The sequence below is a fragment of the Nocardia sp. NPDC005978 genome (assembly GCF_040614455.1).
GTDB lineage: Bacteria > Actinomycetota > Actinomycetes > Mycobacteriales > Mycobacteriaceae > Nocardia.
Map to the genome: position 1 here is coordinate 18,432 of NZ_JBEXUS010000079.1, position 21,039 is coordinate 39,470.

General features: G+C 68.3%; 16 protein-coding genes and 1 tRNA gene. 11 read left to right on the plus strand and 6 right to left on the minus strand.

All coding sequences use genetic code 11. The features are described from left to right. Nucleotides 1–73 precede the first annotated feature (73 nt). From ABZ319_RS28605 to ABZ319_RS28630, 6 genes are all read left to right on the plus strand, one after another. Nucleotides 74–1,156, plus strand: coding sequence for a TauD/TfdA family dioxygenase (locus tag ABZ319_RS28605; RefSeq protein ID WP_354989594.1), 1,083 nt, complete (start codon nt 74–76; stop codon nt 1,154–1,156). Continuing rightward, a complete protein-coding gene (locus ABZ319_RS28610; protein WP_354989595.1) occupies nt 1,153–2,142 on the plus strand; it encodes an ornithine cyclodeaminase family protein in 990 nt (329 codons plus the stop codon). The genes ABZ319_RS28605 and ABZ319_RS28610 overlap by 4 nt, the downstream gene beginning before the upstream one ends. Nucleotides 2,143–2,188: 46 nt before the next feature. Further along, on the plus strand, nt 2,189–3,586 hold the full coding sequence (locus ABZ319_RS28615) for a Y4yA family PLP-dependent enzyme (RefSeq protein ID WP_354989596.1): 1,398 nt from the start codon (nt 2,189–2,191) through the stop codon (nt 3,584–3,586). 263 nt (nt 3,587–3,849) lie between these two features. Then, entirely contained in the window at nt 3,850–5,244 is a 1,395-nt protein-coding gene (locus ABZ319_RS28620; RefSeq protein WP_354989597.1) for a pyridoxal-phosphate dependent enzyme, read from the plus strand. Further along, a complete protein-coding gene (locus ABZ319_RS28625) occupies nt 5,241–6,638 on the plus strand; it encodes an MATE family efflux transporter (RefSeq protein ID WP_354989598.1) in 1,398 nt (465 codons plus the stop codon). The genes ABZ319_RS28620 and ABZ319_RS28625 overlap by 4 nt, the downstream gene beginning before the upstream one ends. Nucleotides 6,639–6,763: 125 nt before the next feature. Next, nucleotides 6,764–7,720: a phosphodiesterase gene (locus ABZ319_RS28630; protein WP_354989599.1), complete on the plus strand. Its 957-nt coding sequence runs from the start codon at nt 6,764–6,766 to the stop codon at nt 7,718–7,720. A 145-nt stretch (nt 7,721–7,865) separates the two neighbouring features. Here the strand turns inward: ABZ319_RS28630 and ABZ319_RS28635 are convergent, their stop codons facing one another. After that, complete coding sequence (locus ABZ319_RS28635) at nt 7,866–9,281, minus strand: stealth family protein (RefSeq protein WP_354989609.1); 1,416 nt, start codon at nt 9,279–9,281, stop codon at nt 7,866–7,868. A 573-nt stretch (nt 9,282–9,854) separates the two neighbouring features. Between ABZ319_RS28635 and ABZ319_RS28640 the strand changes: the two genes are divergently transcribed. Then, a complete protein-coding gene (locus tag ABZ319_RS28640; protein ID WP_354989600.1) occupies nt 9,855–10,346 on the plus strand; it encodes a hypothetical protein in 492 nt (163 codons plus the stop codon). A 157-nt stretch (nt 10,347–10,503) separates the two neighbouring features. Next, nucleotides 10,504–11,079, plus strand: a complete 576-nt coding sequence (locus ABZ319_RS28645; protein WP_354989601.1) for a TerD family protein — start codon at nt 10,504–10,506, stop codon at nt 11,077–11,079. A 128-nt stretch (nt 11,080–11,207) separates the two neighbouring features. On the opposite strand, the gene ABZ319_RS28650 is transcribed toward ABZ319_RS28645, so the two are convergent. The 5 genes from ABZ319_RS28650 to ABZ319_RS28670 all read right to left on the minus strand — a co-directional run bounded on the left by ABZ319_RS28650 (nt 11,208) and on the right by ABZ319_RS28670 (nt 17,932). Next, a complete protein-coding gene (locus ABZ319_RS28650; protein ID WP_354989602.1) occupies nt 11,208–11,912 on the minus strand; it encodes a sensor domain-containing protein in 705 nt (234 codons plus the stop codon). A 107-nt stretch (nt 11,913–12,019) separates the two neighbouring features. Beyond that, nucleotides 12,020–12,718, minus strand: a complete 699-nt coding sequence (locus ABZ319_RS28655) for a MazG family protein (protein WP_354989603.1) — start codon at nt 12,716–12,718, stop codon at nt 12,020–12,022. After that, a complete protein-coding gene (gene mfd / locus ABZ319_RS28660; RefSeq protein WP_354989604.1) occupies nt 12,715–16,332 on the minus strand; it encodes a transcription-repair coupling factor in 3,618 nt (1,205 codons plus the stop codon). The genes ABZ319_RS28655 and mfd overlap by 4 nt, the downstream gene beginning before the upstream one ends. A 119-nt stretch (nt 16,333–16,451) precedes the next feature. Next, nucleotides 16,452–17,099, minus strand: coding sequence for a TetR/AcrR family transcriptional regulator (locus ABZ319_RS28665; protein WP_354989605.1), 648 nt, complete (start codon nt 17,097–17,099; stop codon nt 16,452–16,454). 218 nt (nt 17,100–17,317) lie between these two features. After that, on the minus strand, nt 17,318–17,932 hold the full coding sequence (locus ABZ319_RS28670) for a TetR/AcrR family transcriptional regulator (protein ID WP_354989606.1): 615 nt from the start codon (nt 17,930–17,932) through the stop codon (nt 17,318–17,320). 423 nt (nt 17,933–18,355) lie between these two features. Between ABZ319_RS28670 and ABZ319_RS28675 the strand changes: the two genes are divergently transcribed. The 3 genes from ABZ319_RS28675 (at nt 18,356) to ABZ319_RS28685 (ending at nt 20,994) form a co-directional block, all read left to right on the plus strand. Beyond that, nucleotides 18,356–18,426, plus strand: a tRNA-Gln gene (locus ABZ319_RS28675). Nucleotides 18,427–18,535: 109 nt separating this feature from the next. Then, nucleotides 18,536–20,017: a bifunctional UDP-N-acetylglucosamine diphosphorylase/glucosamine-1-phosphate N-acetyltransferase GlmU gene (gene glmU, locus ABZ319_RS28680; protein WP_354989607.1), complete on the plus strand. Its 1,482-nt coding sequence runs from the start codon at nt 18,536–18,538 to the stop codon at nt 20,015–20,017. Continuing rightward, nucleotides 20,014–20,994 (plus strand): ribose-phosphate diphosphokinase, encoded by a 981-nt coding sequence (locus ABZ319_RS28685; protein ID WP_354989608.1) that lies wholly within the window; start codon nt 20,014–20,016, stop codon nt 20,992–20,994. Before glmU ends, ABZ319_RS28685 begins: the two co-directional genes overlap by 4 nt. Nucleotides 20,995–21,039: the final 45 nt, after the last annotated feature.

Genomic DNA, 21,039 nt, shown 5'->3' on the forward strand with positions numbered 1-21,039 from the left:
TTTACCGGGGCGCACTAGCTTCCCTGCGGGACCCAAAAACCGCACTTCACTCCGAGGCCAGGAAGGCACCCCCTTGGCGAAAAGCGTTCTCTCCGAACGTCAGACGCTTCACCCTTCGGAACTCGAACGACGCGAGCTGCCAGCGGAAGCCGGACAATCGGTACGCGCGCTCGCGCAGGAGATCACCGTCACACTGGGCGCTAGCCCCGCGATAACCACCACGCTGTCGGACGCGACCCTGTTACGCCACATCGAGGACCGCTACACCGAATTGCCCGAGGTCGTGCACCAGGTCATGCGCGCGCCCGCCACCGCGGCCGGCGTCACGGTCATCGGGCAGCTACCGCTGTGCGACACCGAACTCGGTACGACGCCGGTGGATTGGCGCCAGGCGGCCGAATGGGCGGGCGATCCGGACCGGGCATCGTCCTCGTTCGCCCTCGACGTCACCATGCTGCTGCTCGCGCGTTGCGCGGGCGAGCCTTTCGGCTGGCAGGGCCAGCAGGGCGGACGCCTGGTGAACAACATCGTGCCCACCCCCGGCCACGAACAGGAGCAATCCGGCGCGAGCAGCACCACACTGCTGAGCCCGCACACCGAGGACGCCTTCCACCCGCAGCGCGCCAATCTGCTCATGCTGGGCTGCCTGCGCAATCCGGACCGGGTCGGCACCACCGTCTCCTCGGTGCGCCGGGTGGAACTCGATGCGGCACAACGGGAACGGCTGCGCCGGCGGGAGCTGCCCATTCTGCCCGATGTCTCCTACGGCGATGATTTCGACACCGAACCCGCGCCGGCGGTCGCCACCCTCGGCGACGACGAGGGCGGGCTCACCCTGCGTTTCGACCCGGCCTACACGCCGCTGGACAGCGCGGACGGCGAATTCCTGGCCGCCTATGACCGTTTGGCAACGGAACTCGAAAGGGTCTGCATCACCGCCGCTTTGACCCCGGGGGAACTGTTGCTCGTGGACAATGATGTCGTGGTGCACGGACGGGTGCCGTTCACCCCCCGCTACGACGGCACCGATCGCTGGCTCAAGCGAGTCAACATCCGGCTGCCCCAGCGCCGCCGCGCCGCGGCCGAAGCGACCGAGAACGGATACGGCCAGCGGGTGGTGGCCCCCTTCCGCACTATCCGAGGAAACCGCAGTTGACTACTCGACCCACCCCGCTGCGCGTACTCAGCCGCAGCGACCTCGCAGATGTTCCGATCAGTCCGGCGGAGGTGGTGCGCGCCGTCGAGGACGCGTATCTCGCTCTGGCATCCGGTGATTCGGATAATCCGCGCAAACTCAGCGTCGCCCACCCCGATGGCTGGTCGGTGGCCTACGCGATGCTCGGCCGCGACGGCCGCCGCCGAGTGGTCGCGATGAAGACCTCGTACAAGTTCGATCCGCACCATGATCGCAGCACCAAGCGGTACTACACGACCATCACCCTGTACGACGACGCCACCGGTATCCCCATCGCCATGATGGACTGCGCGCGGGTCGGCGCGCTGCGCACGCCCGCGGTCTCGGCGCTGCTCGCCCGCGAGGCCGCGCGCCCCGGCGCCCGCAGCGTGCTGCTCGTGGGCACCGGCACCCAGGGCCGCAACGCGCTGCCGCATCTGCTGGCCGCCAACCCGCATCTGAACCGGCTCATGCTCTACGGCACCCACCCCGAGGGCATCGAGTCGGTGTACCGGGAACTGGGACAGCACAATCCGCACGCCGAACTGGAACTGGTGACCGACCCCGCCGCTGCCGCGCGCACCGCCGACATCGTGCTGGCCACCGCGGGTCCGGGCACCCGGGTCGCGATCGAGGCCGGGGATCTGGCCCCGGGGTCGACGGTGGTGCTGGTCGGCTACGGCCTGGCGCCCTCCACCCTCAACGAGGCGGACCGCGTGGTCGCCACCAGCGCCGAGCAGATGGCGCTCACCGGCACCGACATGGCCGGTCCCGACGGCCGGCTACGCCGGGTGGACGCCGAGCTACCCCATATTCTCAGCCGCCGCGCCAGCGCCCGGATCGCCGACGACGAACGGGTTTTCGTCTACAACAGCGGCCTGGTGCTGACCGATATCGCGGTCGCGCACGCCCTGGCCACCCGCGCCATCGCCGAGGGCCGCGGCACCGAGGTATCGCTGTGGGACTGACCGGCGCCCGCGCGCCAGAGGAACGGAGACGGCGCTGACCGACACCGTGAAGAGCGAGACCGTGCCCGCCTCGACCGGGCGGAGCGGGTTGTCCGCCATCACCGCGACGCCGATGCCCGCGCACCGCGACGACTGGGAACGGCGGGTGCTCGCCGACCCGAACCTGCTGCGCGACATGGCCGATGCGATCGGCGGTCCGTTCCATCTGCTGTATCCCCAGCGTGTGGTCCGCAATATCCGCGAATTCCAGCGCGTGTTCGCCGGCCAGGGCGTGGTGGGAGCCATCTACTACGGCAAGAAGGCCAACAAGTCCCCGGCGGTGGTCCGCGCGTGCGCGCGTGCCGGTGCGGGCGTGGATGTTTCGAGCGCGCAGGAGTTCACCGCCGCGCTCTCCGGTGGGGTGCGCGGGACCGACCTCATGGTCACCGGACCGTCGAAGTCCACGCGCCTGCTGAGCCTGGCCGTGCGCCATCGCGCCTTGGTCGCGGTCGACGATCCGGACGAATTAACCAGGCTCGGGGCGCTGGCGAACGGCGACGGGCCCGCACGCGTCGTGCTGCGGGTGCTGCCGCCGAACAGCACCAGCCGCTTCGGCCTGACCTGCGACGAACTCGACCTGGCCCTGACCGCCGCGGACGAGGACTCGATTCGCCTGGAGGGCTTCAGTTTTCACCTGACCGGGTACGCGGTGGCCGATCGCGCCGAATTGGCGCTGGCCCTGATCGAACGCTGCCGCGAGGCGCGCGGGCTCGGCCATCCGGTCACCACCATCTCCATCGGCGGCGGCTTCGGCGTGAACTACGTCGCGGCCGACACCTGGCGCACCTTTCTCGACGGGGTGAATCCGCGCTGGTTCCACGGGGATCGAGCGCCCGAGAGCTACTACCCCTATCACTGCCCCGTACCGGGTCCGGCCATGCTCGCGGCCATCCTGGAGCACCGGCGGCTGGCCGATCACCTGCGCGCGGCCGGGATCCGCCTGGCCATCGAGCCCGGGCGCGCCCTGCTGGATCGGGCGGGCAGTTCGGTCTTCCGGGTGCAGGGTGTGAAATCCCGGACCGCGCACGGGCATCGGTACGCCATCCTGACCGTGGACGGCACCAGCCTGAGTCTGTCCGAACAATGGTTCGAGAGCGAATACCTGCCGGATCCGGTGCTGTGGCCGGCGCGCCCGGGTGCGCTCAGCCCCACCTGCGTGGGCGGTGCCTCGTGCCTGGAGGACGACATGCTGAGCCGGCGGCGCATCCCGCTGCCCCGGCCCGCCGAAATCGGCGACCTGCTCGTCTACCCGAATACCGCCGGATACCAGATGGACAGCAATGAGTCGGCCTTTCACGAACTGCCCGTTCCGCCGAAGGTGGTACTGCACACCGCGAACGACGCGGCGATCTCCGCGAACGGCGAATTGCGCTGGCGGCTGGACGGTAAATCCGGCGAATGCTGACAATTAGCCCCATTCCGGCATCGCCACTCGTACGGAGCACTGGCAGCCGCCCCGCGACTGCACTATCGTTTTGCATGCTTCGCGAATGCACGACATGAACCTCCGCGCTCCACGGGCGTGACGAAAAAATCCGACATCGCCCGTTATTGCCGCCGGACCGGGGCTATCTCCAATGGACCGCCCGCGCGTCGGCTCGCCCACATAACCCACGTTCGAAGAACTTTGCCGAGGAGAATCCCTAAATGCCGGTAATCGTCAGGCGCGTGTCCGAGCTGATCGGGCAGACACCCCTGTTCGAGCTCGCCGTCAGCACCGAGACCGGATCCCGGGTCTTTCTCAAGCTGGAGACCATGAACCCGACCGGCGCGGCCAAGATTCGCATGGCCCGCGCCATGATCCTCGAGGCCGAACGCCGCGAACTGCTCCGGCCCGGCGGGCACATCATCGAGTCGACCTCCGGCAATACCGGACTGGGTCTGGCCGTGGTCGCGCGCGAGCGCGGATATCGGTTCACCGCCGTCGTCGATCACCACGCCTGTAAGTCCAAGCTGAACGCAATGCGATCGATGGGCACCGAGCTGGTATTCGTCGGCGATGGCGACGACGAGGGCCTGTCCACCAATGCCCGCGAGGAATTGGCCGAGAAATTGGCGGCCGAACAAGGACCGACGGCCTACTTCCCCGCGCAGCATCACAACTCGGCGAACGCGATCGGCTATTACGCGCTCGCGGCGGAACTGGCCGCGGATCTCGGCAAAATCGACGTGCTGATCGCGGCCGTCGGCACCGGCGGCGCATTGTTCGGCACCGCGCGCGGCTTGCGCGAACTCGGGCGCACCCCACGCCTGGTCGGGGTGGAGCCCGAGGGCTCGATCGCCTTCGGCGGTCCCGCGCACGACTACTGGCAGTCCGGGACCGGCACGCCGCTGGGCGCCGATCCGGGCCTGCACGTGGACGAGGATCTGCATCTGATCGACGCGCAGGACCGCGTCAAGGTCTCCGACGCGGACGCCTTCGCCACCACCCGCGTGCTGGCCGCCGAACTCGGGCTGATGATCGGCGGCTCCTCGGGCAGCTCGGTCTACACCGCCCTGACCCGGCTGAACACCTACCCGGACCATTCGGTCGTGGTCGTGGTCATCAACGACGACGGCGAGAAGTACCTCGACACCGTGTTCGACGACGAGTGGATGAGCGACCGCGATCTGCTGGACCGCGAACGCGAGGCCGCCGTCCTGGCCGTGCTGCGCGCCTGCACACCACCCGGCCGCCCCGATCCCCGCGAGATCGAGGTGCTGCGCGATCTGCACTTCGCCCTGCCGGACACCTTCGCGCTCGAGAACGGCCTGAGCGGGTCCGAGCTGCGCGACTACGTGGACGAGCAACTGCCGCAGGCGAAATTGATCCGGCTGCTCGAACTGGCGGACATGCCCGCCCACCGCATCGGCGAGATCCTGGCCCAGGGCGACGAGGACGCGGTGCTGCGCGCTTTGGACAAGCATCGCAAGCAGCTGGCCGACCGGGCCGCCGTGCTCGCGGACCTGCTGGCGGACCTGCGCGGCACGCGCGATCCGCACGACACCCACACCATCCTGGTGCCCCCGGCCGGCCCGGAGTCCGCCGCCGCACCGCGACCGGACCGGGCGCTCGCCGAATGATGTACGTCGCCAGGCAATCCGACGGGCGGCAGCTGACCGCGCTGGCGATGCCCATCGCGCTCACCCAGCTCGCCCAGGTCGCGGTCTCGACCACGAACATCGCCCTGATGGGCTCGCTCGGGGTGCGGCAGGTGGCCGCGGGCGGGCTGGCGCTGGTGCTGTTCAACCAGATTCGCACCATGTGCGTCGGGCTGATCACCGGCACCGGCAATCAGGTGGCGACCGTGGTCAGCCGGGCCGAGAAGCGCGGCCGCAAGCCCGATGTCGAAGTGCGCGAGGTGGTTCGCTCGAGCTTCTTCATCGCCACGCTCGCGGGTTTGCTGGGCGGCGTGCTGCTGATCGGCCTCGGCTGGTCCCTGCGCTGGCTGGGCCAGGACGCCGCGGTGCTGGCCGAGGCACGGCCCATGATGGTCGCGCTGGCCCCCGGGTTGCTGCCCTGCCTGTGGTTCCAGGTGCTGCGGCAGTACACCGTCGGCATGCAGCGCCCGCAGGCACTGCTGCTGGTCACGCTCGGCTCGGTGGCGCTCAATGTCGTACTGGCCCTTGCCTTCATGCACGGCTGGTATCTGCTGCCCGAACTCGGGCTCACCGGCATCGGCGTGGCCACCTCGCTGGTCTTCCTGATCACCTTCGGTGTCTTCTGGGCCATGGTGCGCCGGGACGCCGCGCTCGGGGCGACACTGCCGCTGCGCATGTGGCCGGTGCACTGGGCCACGGTCCGCGCCGAACTGCGCCTGGGCACGCCCATCGCGCTGACCTACGGTTCCGAGGCCGGGATGTTCTCGGTGCTCGCGCTGGTCATGGGCAGTCTCGGCGCGGCGGCGCTGGCCGCGCACAACGTGGTCTACCAGGTCGTCTACATCGTGTTCCAGGTCGCGATCGGACTCTCGCACGGCGCGTCCATCCTGGTCAGCAAGGCCGTTGCGCGCGAGGAGTATCCGCACGCGCGCGCGGTGGCCTGGCTGGCGCTGCGCTACGTCGCGGTGGTCGCCGCCGTCACCGGCGTGGCCTATGTCGCCGCGCCGAATCTGGTGCTGCTGCCCTTCCTGGACGACACCGACGCGACCACCGTCGCCGTGGCGCACGGGCTGTTGCTCATCGCCATCGTGCTGCAGCTGTTCGACGCGGCGCAGAACGTGGCGGTCGGACTGCTGCGCGGGCTGAAGGACACCACGGCGGGGTTCCGGCTCTCGCTCGTCGGCTACTGGGGTGTGGGATTGCCCACGGCGCTGCTGCTCGCCTTCCCGGCGGGTCTGGGCGCGGCGGGGGTCTGGTGGGGGCTGACCGCGGGGCTCGCCACCACCGCTGTGCTGATGCTGCGCCGCTACTTCGCTCTGCTGCACGCACGTGAGCAGCAGACTCCGCGCGTGCTGGCGGGTAGCCTCGGGCTTTGAGCCGACATCCAAATCTCACCTTCTCGCAAGCGTGCCGTCACTGGACGCAGGCACGCTGAAAGAAAAGGCTTCGCTATTCTGACGGACGGAAACGGCAAGCCGAGGCACCCACACTGCCGGGGAGGATGTCCGTGTACATCTCGAGAGTCGCCGAATACCCGAGGGCAGACCATGTTCTGTTCCACATCAGCGACACCCATCTGATCGCCGACGGTGACCTGTACGGCGCCGTCGACGCCGAAGCCCGGCTCCGCGCGCTCCTGGCCCAGGCCGAGGCGAGTCGCATCACGCCCACCGCCATCGTCTTCACCGGCGACCTCACCGATCGCGGCGAGCCCGGGGCCTACCTGCGCCTGCGCGAGGCGGTCGAGCCGGTCGCCCGGCGCATCGGGGCCCCCGTCGTCTGGGTGGCGGGCAACCACGATCACCGCGCGACACTGCGTGAGCAGTTGCTCGGCGAAAAGGCCTCGGACGCACCGCTGGACAGCGTGCACATGTTCGACGGGCTGCGCGTCATCGCCCTGGACACCTCGGTGCCCGGGCACCACTACGGCGAAATCACCATCGCCCAATTGGATTGGCTGCGCGAGGTATTGGCCGAACCGGCCCCGTTCGGCACCATCCTGGCCATGCATCACCCGCCCATCCCCTGTGTGATCGATCTGGCGGTCACGGTGGAGCTGCGCGACCAGCGCCGACTCGCCGACGTCCTGGACGGCACCGACGTGCGCGCGATTCTGGCCGGGCACCTGCACTTCTCGACCAGCGCCTCGTTCGCCGGGATTCCGGTCTCGGTGGCGTCGGCGACCTGCTACAGCCAGGATCTGTCGGTGCAAACCGGCGGTCTGCGCGGGCGAGACGGGGCGCAGGCGTTCAACTACGTGCACGTGTACCCGGACACCGTGGTGCATTCGGTGGTGCCGATCGGGGCCGGAGCCACGGTCGGCGAGCCCGCGACACCCGAGCAGGCCGCCGACCGACTGGCCGAGGCGGGCATCGTGATTCCGCCGGCGGCGCGCATTCCGCACGTCATGCGGCGGCGGGACAGTGCCACCGAATCCGACGGGGAATCGGTGCTCTGACCGCGGCGCGGCCGAATCCATCGTGCGACGGCTGGATTCGGCCCACCGGCGGGACGCATACGGCCCGATCCGCCGGACCCTGCTTCCCGATCGACCGGATGCGTTCGGCCCCACCAATTTCGGGCGGGGCCGCCGCGAATGTCTTTCAGGCTGCCCCGGATTCGAAGGCGATCACGCTCGTGGTGTCGGGCTTCTCCCAGGGCGCGGGCTCGGGGAAGTACGTCTCCAGGAACTGCGAGACCGCGCGCACCCGCTCGGCCTCGGGCACCTCGGGGAAGCTGCCGTCGTTGAGGCAGAAGAAGTCCACGTTGCGCCGGCGCTCCAGCCCCTCGAGCAGGGCCAGGCCGGTGTACGACGTGGTGTCCACGTAGCGCATCTTGCCCGACTCCTGCGGCACCGCGCGCCCGGTGAGCAGCGCGTAGTAGTGATAGAGCGAGTTGGTCACCGAGATGTCGGTGGCCGCGCGGAAGCGGCTGGCCCGGGTGCGCGCGAAGTCCTCCGGGAACACCCGCTCCATCTCGTGCAACACGCTGCGCCGCAACGGGACCGGGGTGTGCTCCAGGTGCCGGGTGATGACGTTGCCGAAGTGCCGGGTCAGCAGTTGCCGGTTCATCCGGGCCGCGTTCTCGAAACCGCTGCGGCGCTCGTTGTTCGCACCGGGGCCGATGCGGGTGCCCGCCTCGATGTAGCGGCTGATGCCGGCCGGGGTGAAGAACATGGACGGTCGCACCGGCCGGGCGAAGAACATGTCGTCGTTGGAGTACAGGAAGTGCTCGGACAGCCCGTCGATGTGCTGCAACTGCGATTCCACCGCATGGGAATTGAAGATCGGCAGACCGCTCACGTCGGGGAAGTGGTCGATGGCGCGCACGATGGTGACCTGCGGATCGTCCGCGAGCCAGTCCGGCACCCGGGAATCGGTGGCGATGAAGATGCGCCGGATCCAGGGCGCGTTCTTGTGCACCGAGCGCAGCGCGTAGCGCAGTTCGTCGATCTGGCGGATGCGGGCGTCGGTCTCGTCGCCCTCGCCCACGACCACCTGCGCCATCATTCCCGCACGGCGAGCACGGAATTCGGGGTCGGAGCCGTCGACCCAGGAGTACACGATGTCGATGTCGAAGCCCACGTCCGTGGGATGCGGGGTGAACATGCCGGTCAGCGTGGGCCAGCTCGCGTCGTACAGCAGGACGGTGGACACCTCGACGTCCGCGAGGTCGAACACCGCGCGCGTCAGCGCGTTCGGGCGCGGGCACTCCACGGTGTCGCCGTGGTATTCCCACACCTCGATCTCGACGTGATGGGCCGGGTCCAGATCGCGGCCGAGTTTGAACACGTTGTGCTGCTTCTCGTTACAGGTGAATCCGGCCACCATGGCCGCCCCGAGCACCCGCCGCAACGCCGCGCGATGCGCGCTGTCGACGGCGAGCACCAGCCGGTGCGCGGCGTCGCGCACCAGCAGGTACGGCATTTCCGCCAGCGCCATCTCCCCGCGCAGGTAGCGCAAGTCGTCGATCACCGCCGCCGAGACCGCCGCGTTCGCGGCGCTCGCACGCCCCACCATGTCCGGCTGACCCGAACCCATATCCACCATCACCATCTCCGCTCTCTCGCGCTTGCACCTCACGTCGTGGACACCACACCCCGCGCGACCCGGCGCCGACCCGGCGCAATGCGGTGTCGGCGCGAGCCACGAAACCCCCGGCGGAGTCAGAAGAACGGAGCGGGCAGAGCGGTGCGCGGTGATATCCACGGTCGTCGCAGGTACGGCCGGAAGATCATTCGCAGTCACCTCACTCTGGGGCGGACGCCTGGGGCGTCACGGGGTGGAAAACAGGGTGCGTTCGTCGACGCCGGACAGGGGCGGACGGGCTTCACCGGGCGGTCATCGGCCGGTTACTCGCGGGACCTCGAACGGACGAGGAACTGTAACGAATGATGCAACCGATCGGGGTCCCGCGTCAATCCATTACCGCGCAGGTCCGAAGGTGTTTTCACAGCTGTAACCGACATTTGGGATAACGGCCCGGGGCCGGGCACGCGACTCGGACCCCAGCGCGCCACTGCGGCAACGGCATACACTTCATGGCAACACAGTCCAGCCCGCTGTGTTGGTACCCGATCGTGAGGTGACGCTATGGTAGCCGAAGCGCGGGAGCGTCAGGAGCCCTCTACAGTAGAGGTTCCTGCGGAACATCCCCAACTCGACACCCTTCCCGACTGGCCACTCGACACCATTGCGGTTCTGGTCACAACGGATCCCGCCCCGCACGCTATTCCGGTCTCCTGGCCGGTGCGCGCGGGGGACAGACGAATCCTGCTCAGTCTCAAGTCCGATCGCGGGTCACTGGCCCGCCTGCGCGCGCGGCCGGCGGTGGCGCTGCTGATCCTCGGCGGCGGCAACGTGGCGCTGTGCGCGAGCGGACGAGCGAGCGTGGTCGCCGATCCGCTGCCCGGAGCCGAGGACTACGTGGCGATCGCCATCGACGTGGACACCATCGATGATCATCGCCAGTCCGCCTTCACGGTGGCCTCCGGCATCCAGCGCACGGTGCTCGATCCCACCGAGTTGCGCTATCTGGAGCGCCGCGTCGCGACGCTGAAAGCGATGGCGACAGAGCGTAACTGAGGTCGCGAGACGGGCCCATTGTGTGCCTAAATTCGGACATTTCCGGCGCTGAACTCCTGGCCGGGGTGCGCTGCCGAATTGAACGCGCACAATGGGTCTTTCTTTCGACCATAATCAGGAGGGATGCGGTGTGAAGGCACCGCGGGGAAGGATAGATGTGAGCGTCAGTTTGGCCAAGGGCGGAAATGTTTCGCTGTCCAAGCAGGCCCCGAACTTGACCAAGGTCTCGGTTTGCCTCGGCTGGGATGTGCGCACCACCACGGGTGCGGACTACGACCTGGATGCGAGCGCGCTGATCTGTGGCTCGAATATGCGCGTGCTGTCGGACGCGCATTTCGTGTTCTACAACAACCTGCGTTCGCCCGAGGGCAGTGTCGAGCACACCGGTGACAACCTCACCGGCGCCGGCGACGGGGACGACGAGGTGATCAATGTCGATCTGGCCGGTACGCCGCCGACGATCACCAATATCTTTTTCCCGGTATCGATTCACGACGCCGACAATCGGCGGCAGTCGTTCGGCCAGGTGCGCAACGCCTACATTCGCGTCGTCGACGCGGCGAACGGCGCCGAGCTGGCCCGCTTCGATCTGACCGAGGACGCGTCCACCGAGACCGCCATGGTCTTCGGTGAGCTCTACCGGCACGGACCCGAGTGGAAGTTCCGGGCCATCGGCCAGGGCTACGCGTCGGGGCTCGGGGGCATCGCCCGCGACTACGGGGTCAACGTCTGATCATCGCCGCGCGATGACGAGCGCTGCTCGGCCGGACGTCATCCGGCCGGGCAGCGCTTTCGTTTGTGCCGCAGGCGGTTTCATTCGCGCCGCGGGCGAACCCGTTCGCGCCGCGGGCGATTCGGCCGTCAGTTCAGCTGGCGGATCTTGGTGGCGATGCGGTCGGCGATGACGGCCGAGGTGCGGGCGTCGGCGTAGGAGCAGCTCGACACCTCGATCAGGGCGTTGCCCTGGGTGCGCATGGTGTCCGAGCAGACCCAGTCGCTGCCGCTCGAGGACAGCGTCCAGTCCACCGAGAACGCCGACGGATCGCTGCTGTGCTCGACCTCGGTGACCTTCAGGGTGCTCGGCTTGTCCTTGCCGTCCTTGGGCGTGCTGGTGACCTGCCGGCCCTTGCACTCGGCCAGCACATCCCGGTACTGGGTGACCATCTGCTCGGCGACCATGAAGTTCTTGAAGGTGGTCACGGTTTCGTAGATGGCGTGCTGGTAGCTGTCGCCGGGCTCCTGCAGCGACCGCAGCCGGAACCCGGTCCACTTGTCGCCGTAGGTATCGGAGTTGGCCGTGTAGAGCATCGAGGCGCACTCGGACGGCTGGTACGTGAAGTTCGGGACCGTCGGCACGGTGTTCTCGAACTTCTGCGTCAGATTGGTGGCCGCGACGATCTTGCCCACCTCGTCGGTCGAGAGCATCACGTCCGGAATCTTGTCCGGCGTCAGCTTCGGCATCTTCACCACCACCGGATCCGGTGCGGGTGTCCCGCTCACGACATTGCTGCACCCGGTGACCGCGAACAACACCGTCAGGCCTATGGCGACACTACGCCCCCGCATTGGTCCTCCTCTGAACCCTGATCAGCGCAAGCATAGCGGTCGGAGTGGACGAATCGCCCGGCGTCACGGCGGCCCCGCGCATCGACACAACCGGACAAGCGCCCATTTCAGACCGCGGGCCAGTAGCGCAGCCACGCCTCGGCATCGAGTGGGAGACGTTGGCCGCGGGCCGATTCGGCGGCGTCCTCGGCGGCGCGGATGCGGGCGGCGAAGGCGCGGGTGGATTTGCGCAGGCGCTCCTCGGCGCTGTCGGGGCCGCCCAGCTCGATGCTGCGCAGGTCCGGCGGGACCAGGGCGTCGGGCAGGCCGGCCCGGGCGCTGCGGGAGCGCACCTTCTCGGCCAGGGCCAGGGCGGGCTGGGCCATGGCGATGCCGTCGAGGCAGGAGCGCCGGGACTTCTCGGCGGTCTTGCGCTCCTCCCAGGCCGATTCCTGGGCGGCGATCTTCTCGGCCCTGCTCGCGCCGGGATCGATGTCGCCGGCGGCCAAGTGGGGGCTGCGGTTCGTCAGTTTCGCGACCAGGGCCGCCGCCACCTCGGCGACGGTGAATTCGCCCGCGGCTTCGGCTATCCGGGAGTGGAACAGGACCTGCAGCAGCAGGTCGCCGAGTTCCTCGCGAATCGTCGCGGCGTCGGCGTCCTGGATCGCGTCCAGCAGTTCGTAGGTCTCCTCGAGCAGATAGGGACGCAGCGAATCGTGGGTCTGGGTCACCTCCCAGCCGCCGAAGTTCCACAGCCGATCCATCACCTCGACGGCCTCGGCCAGCGCGTGCGTCATGCGGGCCGCATCGGTTTCGGGTGCGTTCATCGCGTGGCGGCCGCCGCGGGCGTGCTGCGCACGTCGACCGCGCCCGGGGCCTTACCGTCCAGTGCCAGCAGCAGATCCGCGACGAACTGCAGCACCTGCACGTCGCGGACCCGGGACGCGCCGACGCTGTCCTCGACCCGGGGCAGCGGCAACTGCACGATGCCGGTGGTGGGGCGGTAGGTCGCGTTCGGGTACAGCCGCTTGAGCCGCAACTGCTTGGAATCGGGCAGGTGCAGCGGCGAGACCTTGAGAGTCGTTCCGGTGACGCCGATCTCGGCGATGTTGTACTCACGCGCCAGCAGCCGCAGTTTGGCGACCGAGACCAGGCGCCCGACCTCCACCGGCAGCGGGCCGTAGCGATCGACGAGTTCCTCGACCACCGCGTCCAGGGCCGAATCATCCTGCGCGGCCGCGAGTTTGCGGTAGCCCTCCAGGCGCAGGCGATCCGAGGCGATGTAGTCCGGCGGGATGTGCGCGTCCACCGGCAGGTCGATGCGCACCTCCTTGGCTTCCTCGTCCACGGTGATGGGCCTGCCGTCGGCGGCGGCGCGGTACGCCTCCACCGCCTCGCCCACCAGGCGCACGTAGAGGTCGAAGCCGACCCCGGCCACGTGCCCGGACTGCTCCGCGCCGAGCACGTTGCCCGCACCGCGAATCTCGAGGTCCTTCATGGCGACCGCCATGCCCGCGCCCAGATCCGAGTTCTGCGAAATGGTGGCGAGGCGGTCGTAGGCGGTCTCGGTGAGCGGCTTCTCCGGCGGGTACAGGAAGTAGGCGTAGCCGCGCTCGCGACTGCGGCCGACACGGCCTCGCAGCTGGTGCAGCTGCGAAAGACCCAGGGCGTCGGCGCGTTCCACGATCAGGGTGTTGGCGTTGGAGATGTCCAGGCCGGTCTCGATGATCGTGGTGGAGACCAGGACGTCGTACTCGCGCTCCCAGAAGCCCTGCACGGTCTTCTCCAACATGTCCTCGTTCATCTGGCCGTGCGCGACAACCACCCGTGCCTCGGGCACCAGATCCCGAATCCGCTTGGCGGCCTTGTCGATCGAGGACACCCGATTGTGCACGTAGAAGACCTGGCCGTCGCGCAGCAGCTCGCGCCGGATGGCGGCGGCGACCTGCTTGTCGTTGTACGCGCCGACATAGGTGAGCACCGGGTGCCGCTCCTCCGGCGGGGTGAGGATGGTGGACATCTCGCGGATGCCCGCCAGGCTCATCTCCAGGGTGCGCGGGATCGGCGTCGCGGACATGGTGAGCATGTCCACGTGCGTGCGCAGCGCCTTGATGTGCTCCTTGTGCTCGACGCCGAAGCGCTGTTCCTCGTCGATGATGGTCAGGCCCAGGTCTTTCCAGCGCACACCGGTCTGCAGCAGCCGGTGCGTGCCGATGACGATGTCGACCTCGCCGGTGGTCATGCCCTCCATGATCGCCCGGGATTCGGCCGGGTCGGTGAAGCGCGACAGGCCCTTCACGGTGACCGGGAAGCCGGTGAGACGCTCGGTGAAGGTCTGCAGGTGCTGTTGCGCCAGCAGCGTCGTCGGCACCAGCACCGCGACCTGCTTGCCGTCCTGCACCGCCTTGAACGCCGCGCGCACCGCGATCTCGGTCTTGCCGTATCCGACGTCACCGCAGATGACGCGGTCCATCGGGACCGCCTTCTCCATATCGGATTTCACCTCGGCGATGGCGGTGAGCTGATCGATGGTCTCGGTGAAGGCGAAGGCGTCCTCCATCTCGACCTGCCACGGGGTGTCCGGTCCGAAGGCATGACCCGGCGCGGCCTGGCGGGCGGCGTAGAGCTGCACCAGCTCGGTCGCGATCTCGCGAACGGCCTTGCGCGCCTTGCGTTTGGTGTTCTGCCAGTCCGAACCACCCAGTTTGGACAGGCTCGGCAGCTCGCCGCCGACGTAGCGGGAGAGCTGATCGAGGGAGTCCATGGGCACGAACAGGCGGTCGCCCGGCTGGCCGCGCTTGCCGGGCGCGTACTCGATGACCAGGTATTCCCGGCGCGCGCCGCCGATGGTGCGCTCGATCATCTCCACGAAGCGGCCGATGCCGTGCTGATCGTGGACCACCATGTCGCCGGCGCTCAGCGCCAGCGGATCGACCTGGTTGCGGCGGCGGGCGGGCAGCTTCTTGCCGTCGCCCGCGGCGGTGACGCGATTGCCGCTCAGATCCGATTCGGCGATGACCACCAGACCGGCATCGTCGAAAACGATGCCGTCGTGCAGCGAGCCGCACAGCACCCCGACCAGCCCGCGCACCGGTTCCGCGCCCGCCTCCAGGGCGGCGGCGGGTACCTCGGCGTCGGCCAGTCGTTCCAGAATGCGTTGCGCCGTACCGTGTCCCGCGACCACGATGACCGCGCGGCCGCCGGTCAGCACGTGCGCGCGCAGCGAGGCGAAGACGGTGGCGATCAGTTCCTCGGAGCCGCGCGCCGCCGGCGCGGGCTGCACCGGCAGCACGATCTCCCGCGGATCGTCGGCGATCAGCGGGCTCAGCGTCCACCAGGGCAGTTGCCGCCGTTCGGCATTGGCGTGCACCTCGTCCAGATCCCGGTAGCCCGAAGCGGCCAGGTCCAGTCCGTGCGCGCCCAGCGGGGCGGCGCCACCGAAGGAGGCCGCGGTCCAGGACGCCTCCAGGAACTCCTGGCCGGTGCGCACCAGATCGGCGGCGCGGGTGCGCACCTTCTCCGGATCACACAGCAGCACATGGGTATCGGCGGGCAGGGCGTCGGTGAGCAGTTCCAGCTCGCCCGGCTGCAGCACCGGCAACAGCGCTTCCATGCCGTCCACGGCGATGCCCTGGGCGAGCTTCTCGAGCATCTCCAGCAGGGCGGCGTCCGCCGGGTTCTCGGCGGCCACCTCCGCCGCGCGCAGCCGCAGTTCCTCGGTGAGCAGCAGTTCGCGGCAGGGCTGGGCGACCACGAGTTCGATCGGAACCTCGTGCAGCGAGCGCTGATCCGAGACCGAGAAGGCGCGCAGCTCGCTGACCTCGTCGCCCCAGAACTCCACGCGCACCGGATGATCCGCGGTGGGCGGGAAGAGATCGAGAATGCCGCCGCGCACCGCGAACTCACCGCGCTTGCCGACCATGTCGACGCGTTCGTAGGCGAATTCCACCAGCCGCGTGAGCAATTGATCGAAGTCCGCTTCCGCGCCGACGCGCAGGGTGATGGGGTCGATCTGCCCGAGCCCGCGCGCCATGGGCTGCATGAGCGAGCGCACGGTGGTCACCACCACGCGCAGCGGCTCGTCGTGCCCGGGATCCTCGGGGTGGGCGAGCCGGCGCAGCACCTGCAGGCGACGGCCCACGGTGTCGGCGCCCGGGGACAGCCGCTCGTGCGGCAGGGTCTCCCAGGAGGGGAACAGCGCGACGCTGTCGCCGAGCATCTCGGTGAGCTCGCCGGTCAGGTCGTCGGCCTCGCGCCCGGTGGCGGTCACGACCACCAGCGGGCGCTCCCCCGCGATGGTGGCCGCGACGAACGGCCGCACCGCCGAGGGCGCGACCAGCATCGCCGAATCCCGCCCGATCAGCTTCTTGACCTGCTGCAACGCGGTGTCGCCACCGGCCACCGCGGCCAGTCCCGCCAGTGGTGGACGATGGGTCGACATGAGGCAGACTCCTGACGCGGATCAGCGGGTAAGGGGAAGGCCAGACGAGTCTATAAGCCCCACCCCAAGCCCCATCCACCCGCCGATCCTCGCCACCGGACGTGCCCCGGGCAAACCCCTCAGACGACGTAGCGGCGCAGGCGCCGGGCCGCGAACTCGCGGAAGTAGGCGACCTTCTCGTCCGGGACGATCGAGGGCAGCAGGAAGTACCAGGCGCGTTCCATCCGCGTGGCCATCTGGTCGATGGACTCGGTGCTGACCGCGACGATGTGCACGCCGGTGGTCATCTCCTGCAGCAGCAGGCCGATGGTCTCCGGGTCGAGCTCGGGTTCGAGATCCCCCTGGGCGATGGCGCGCTCGGCGAGCAGGCGATGGGTCTCGCCCCACGTCTTGGCGATGTTGTCGCCCGTCGCGCCGCGGTAGTCGCCGATCTGGTGCGTCAGCTTGAGCATGGCGCCGACCATCGGATCGTTCATGGTCAGATCCGCGACCACGTAGGTGATTCCGATGCACGCCTCGAGTGCGGGCACTCTGGGATCGAAGAATCCCTGGCACGCGCTGACGAGGCGCTCGTTGCCCTGATCGACAACCGCGCGAGCTAGCTCTTCCTTCGAGCCGAAGTGAAAGTACAAGGCGCCCTTGGTCACATTGGACTGGGCGATGATCTCCGACAGACTCGCGTTCGCATAGCCCAGCCGCAAAAAGACATCGGCAGCGCCAGCGAGCACGGAATCGCGAGTGATCTCCGCACGCGCTTGCCTAGCCATCAGATCCGCCTGTCATCAAACCAGCCATCCTGAAGTAGACCGACATCCCGAAGTTGACCGACATCACAGTTCGAACAGCACTCGAAGGATGGGTGAACCGTACCACCCGGCTGCCGTATGCCAGTCGATTCGAGCATTCGACCCGTCCTCCTTCGCAATTCACTGGTTAACTGTCCAGTTCCGCCCCTATTCGGCGGACCTTCTCAGACCGATAGGTCTCATATACCGGTGCCGCTGGGCCATTCCGATGCCAGCTCAGGATTCGCTTCCAGATGCGTGAGACCGTTCCAGCACAGATTCACCAGGTGCGCGGCGACCACTTCCTTGGACGGTTGCCGCTCGTCCAGCCACCAGGTCGCAGCGGTCGCGACCATGCCCACCAGCGCTTGCGCGTAGAGCACCGCCAAACTGGTATCGAATCCCCGGCGCTCGAAATCCCCGGCGAGTATGTGCGCCACCTGATTAACTGCCTCGTTCAGCAGCGAGGAGTACGTACCCTCCGCCGCCGACGCGGGCTGATCACGCATCAGGATACGGAAGCCGTCGGTGCGCTCCTCCATATAGGTGAGCAACGCCAGCGCCACCTGTTCCAGACGCACCCGCGAACGGTTCTGGGTGAGCGACGCCGTCAACATATCGAGCAGCGTGGACATCTCGCGATCCACGACGACCGCGTACAACCCTTCCTTGCCCCCGAAGTGTTCGTACACCACGGGTTTGGAGACCTGCGCCCGCTGCGCGATCTCCTCGATCGAGGCCGCGTCGTACCCCCGCTCGGCGAACAACGCCCGCCCGATCTCGATCAGCTGCTGCCGTCGCTGTGTCCCGGTCATGCGTGGACGCGACACCCGGCTCGCCTCACCCGAAGCCATCGTCTCCGCCTCCCTGTATGCCGTACGAACCTCGGACAACTCTTTCAGATGAACCCGGCACTGTCCCAGACCGCCCTCATCGAGCCTGCTCGCAAGGCCGCCGAACCCACCCCGTCGCCCCGCATCCCGTGCCGGGGCAACCGATCTCACGCACCCGGGGCAGCTCGACGGCGACTCGCGACGCCGAGCCCCCGGAACAGCGGTGCACCACTCGGCGCGCCACCCGCACCGACCGCCGGAACCGCCGTCGGAGCGGGTCCGCCCGAGTTTCGGACAGGCGGAGCCGGGAAAAGTTTCGACTAGGCGGTCCCATGTGCGAGTATCTACACGCGCATGCCACTAACAAACGCAGAGCGGCGTACCGTACGGTCCGCCGGTGTGCAATCCGCCGTAGTGTAATGGCAGCACCACTGATTTTGGTTCAGTTAGTTCAGGTTCGAGTCCTGGCGGCGGAGCTCGCGAACGGGGTCATTATGGTTGGCCCCGCACATCGCTGACGCAGCACAACTGTGGCCCAGCGCAAAACAAGCACTCAGCACGATGACGCGCAGCCGAGGGAGATCCATGCCACAGCAGACCGCCGTCGTCGTTCTCGCCGCCGGAGCCGGAACCCGAATGCGGTCCAAGACCCCCAAGGTGTTGCACCCGATGGCCGGCCGCAGCATGCTCGCGCACGCGCTGCATGCGGCGAACGAGATCGACCCGACGTACCTCATCACCGTGATCGGCCACGACCGCGAACAGGTCGGCGACGCGGTGGGCAAGGTGGGAGCGGAGCTCGGCCGCCAGATCGTTCTGGCGGTACAGGAAGAACAGCGCGGCACCGGGCACGCGGTGCAGTGCGCACTGACGGCCCTGCCCGACGACTTCACCGGCGACGTGCTGGTCACCTACGCCGACGTGCCGCTGCTCGACGGGCACACCCTGCACGCGCTGCTCGACGAGCACCGCAGCTACTCCGAGGGTTCGGCGGTCACGGTGCTGACCTTCGCGCCCGAGGACCCGAACGGCTACGGCCGCATCGTGCGCAACGCCGACGGCCAGCTGCTGGAGATCGTCGAGCACGCCGACGCCACCCCGGAACAGGCCGCCATCACCGAGGTCAATTCCGGCGTCTACGTCTTCGACGCGGCGGTGCTGCGGGTGATGATCACCCGCATCGACACCGCCAACGCGCGCTACGAGCTGTACCTGACCGACGTGCTCAAGCTCGCGCGCGAGGCGGGCCATCCGGTGCACGGCGCCCGACTTCTGGACTCCGCCAAGGTAACCGGCGTCAACGACCGGGTGCAGCTGGCCGGCGCGGCCGCCACGCTCAACCGCTACATCGTGGAACGGCACATGCGCGCCGGGGTCACCATCATCGATCCGGCGACGACCTGGATCGACGGCAGCGTGACCATCGGGCGCGACGCCGTCATCCGCCCGGGCGTACAGCTGTTGGGCGACACCAGCATCGGCGAGGACGCCGAGATCGGACCGGACTCCACGCTCACCGACGTGGTGGTCGGCGCGGGCGCGAAGGTCGTGCGCACGCACGGCGAGAAGTCGAGCATCGGACCGGGCGCCACGGTCGGGCCGTTCACCTACCTGCGCCCGGGCACCTCGGTCGGCGACGCGGGCAAACTCGGCGCTTTCGTCGAGACCAAGAACGCCACGATCGGCGCGCACTCCAAGGTCCCGCACCTGACCTACGTCGGCGACGCGACCATCGGCGAGCACAGCAATATTGGCGCGTCGAGCGTTTTCGTCAACTACGACGGGGTCAACAAACACCACACCGTGGTCGGCTCCCATGTGCGCACGGGCAGCGACACCATGTTCGTCGCCCCGCTCACCGTGGGTGACGGGGCATATTCCGCAGCGGGTACTGTGCTGCGTAGAAATGTTCCACCGGGGGCTCTCGCGGTGTCCGGCGGAGCGCAGCGCAATATCGAGGGCTGGGTGCAGCGCAACCGGCCCGGCACCGCTGCCGCCGATGCGGCCGCAAAGGCCATCGCGGCCGATGAGGATCCCGACGAGCAAAAGGATGGCGAACGTCCGTGACCGCGTTCTCTACCGATAACCACAAGAATCTGATGCTGTTCTCGGGACGCGCTCATCCCGAGCTCGCCGAGGCGGTGGCCAAGGAACTCAACGTCCACGTCACCCCGCAGACCGCCCGCGACTTCGCGAACGGCGAGACCTTCGTCCGGTTCGAGGAATCGGTTCGCGGCTCCGACGCCTTCGTGCTGCAGAGCTTCCCGGCCCCGCTGAACCAGTGGGTCATGGAACACCTGATCATGATCGACGCCCTCAAGCGCGGTTCGGCCAAGCGCATCACCTCGGTGCTGCCGTTCTACCCCTACGCCCGCCAGGACAAGAAGCACCGCGGTCGCGAGCCCATCTCGGCCCGCCTGATCGCCGACCTGCTCAAGACCGCCGGCGTGGATCGCATCATCACCATCGATCTGCACACCGATCAGATCCAGGGCTTCTTCGACGGCCCGGTCGATCACATGCACGCGCAGGTCCAGCTGGCCGAGCACGTGCGCAACAACTACGACCTGTCCAACATCACCGTCGTCTCCCCCGACGCCGGCCGGGTGAAGGTCGCCGAGAAGTGGGCGAACTCGCTCGCGGACGCGCCCATGGCGTTCATCCACAAGACCCGCGACCCGCTGGTGCCCAACCAGACCGTCTCCAACCGCGTGGTCGGTGAGGTCGAGGGCCGCACCTGCATCCTGATCGACGACATGATCGACACCGGCGGCACCATCGCCGGCGCGGTCAAGGTGCTCAAGGCCGCCGGCGCGGGCGACGTGGTCATCGCCGCCACCCACGGCATCCTGTCGCACCCGGCCGCCGAGCGTCTGGCCAACTGCGGCGCCAAAGAGGTCGTGGTCACAAACACGCTGCCCATCGACGAGGACAAGAAGTTCCCGACCCTGACCGTGCTCTCGATCGCGCCGCTGCTGGCGCAGACCATTCGCGAGGTCTTCGAGAACGGTTCGGTCACCGGACTTTTCAACGGTTCGGCGTAGTACCGCAACGCATCCTCACCAGCGCGCCCCCGCCGATTCCGGCGG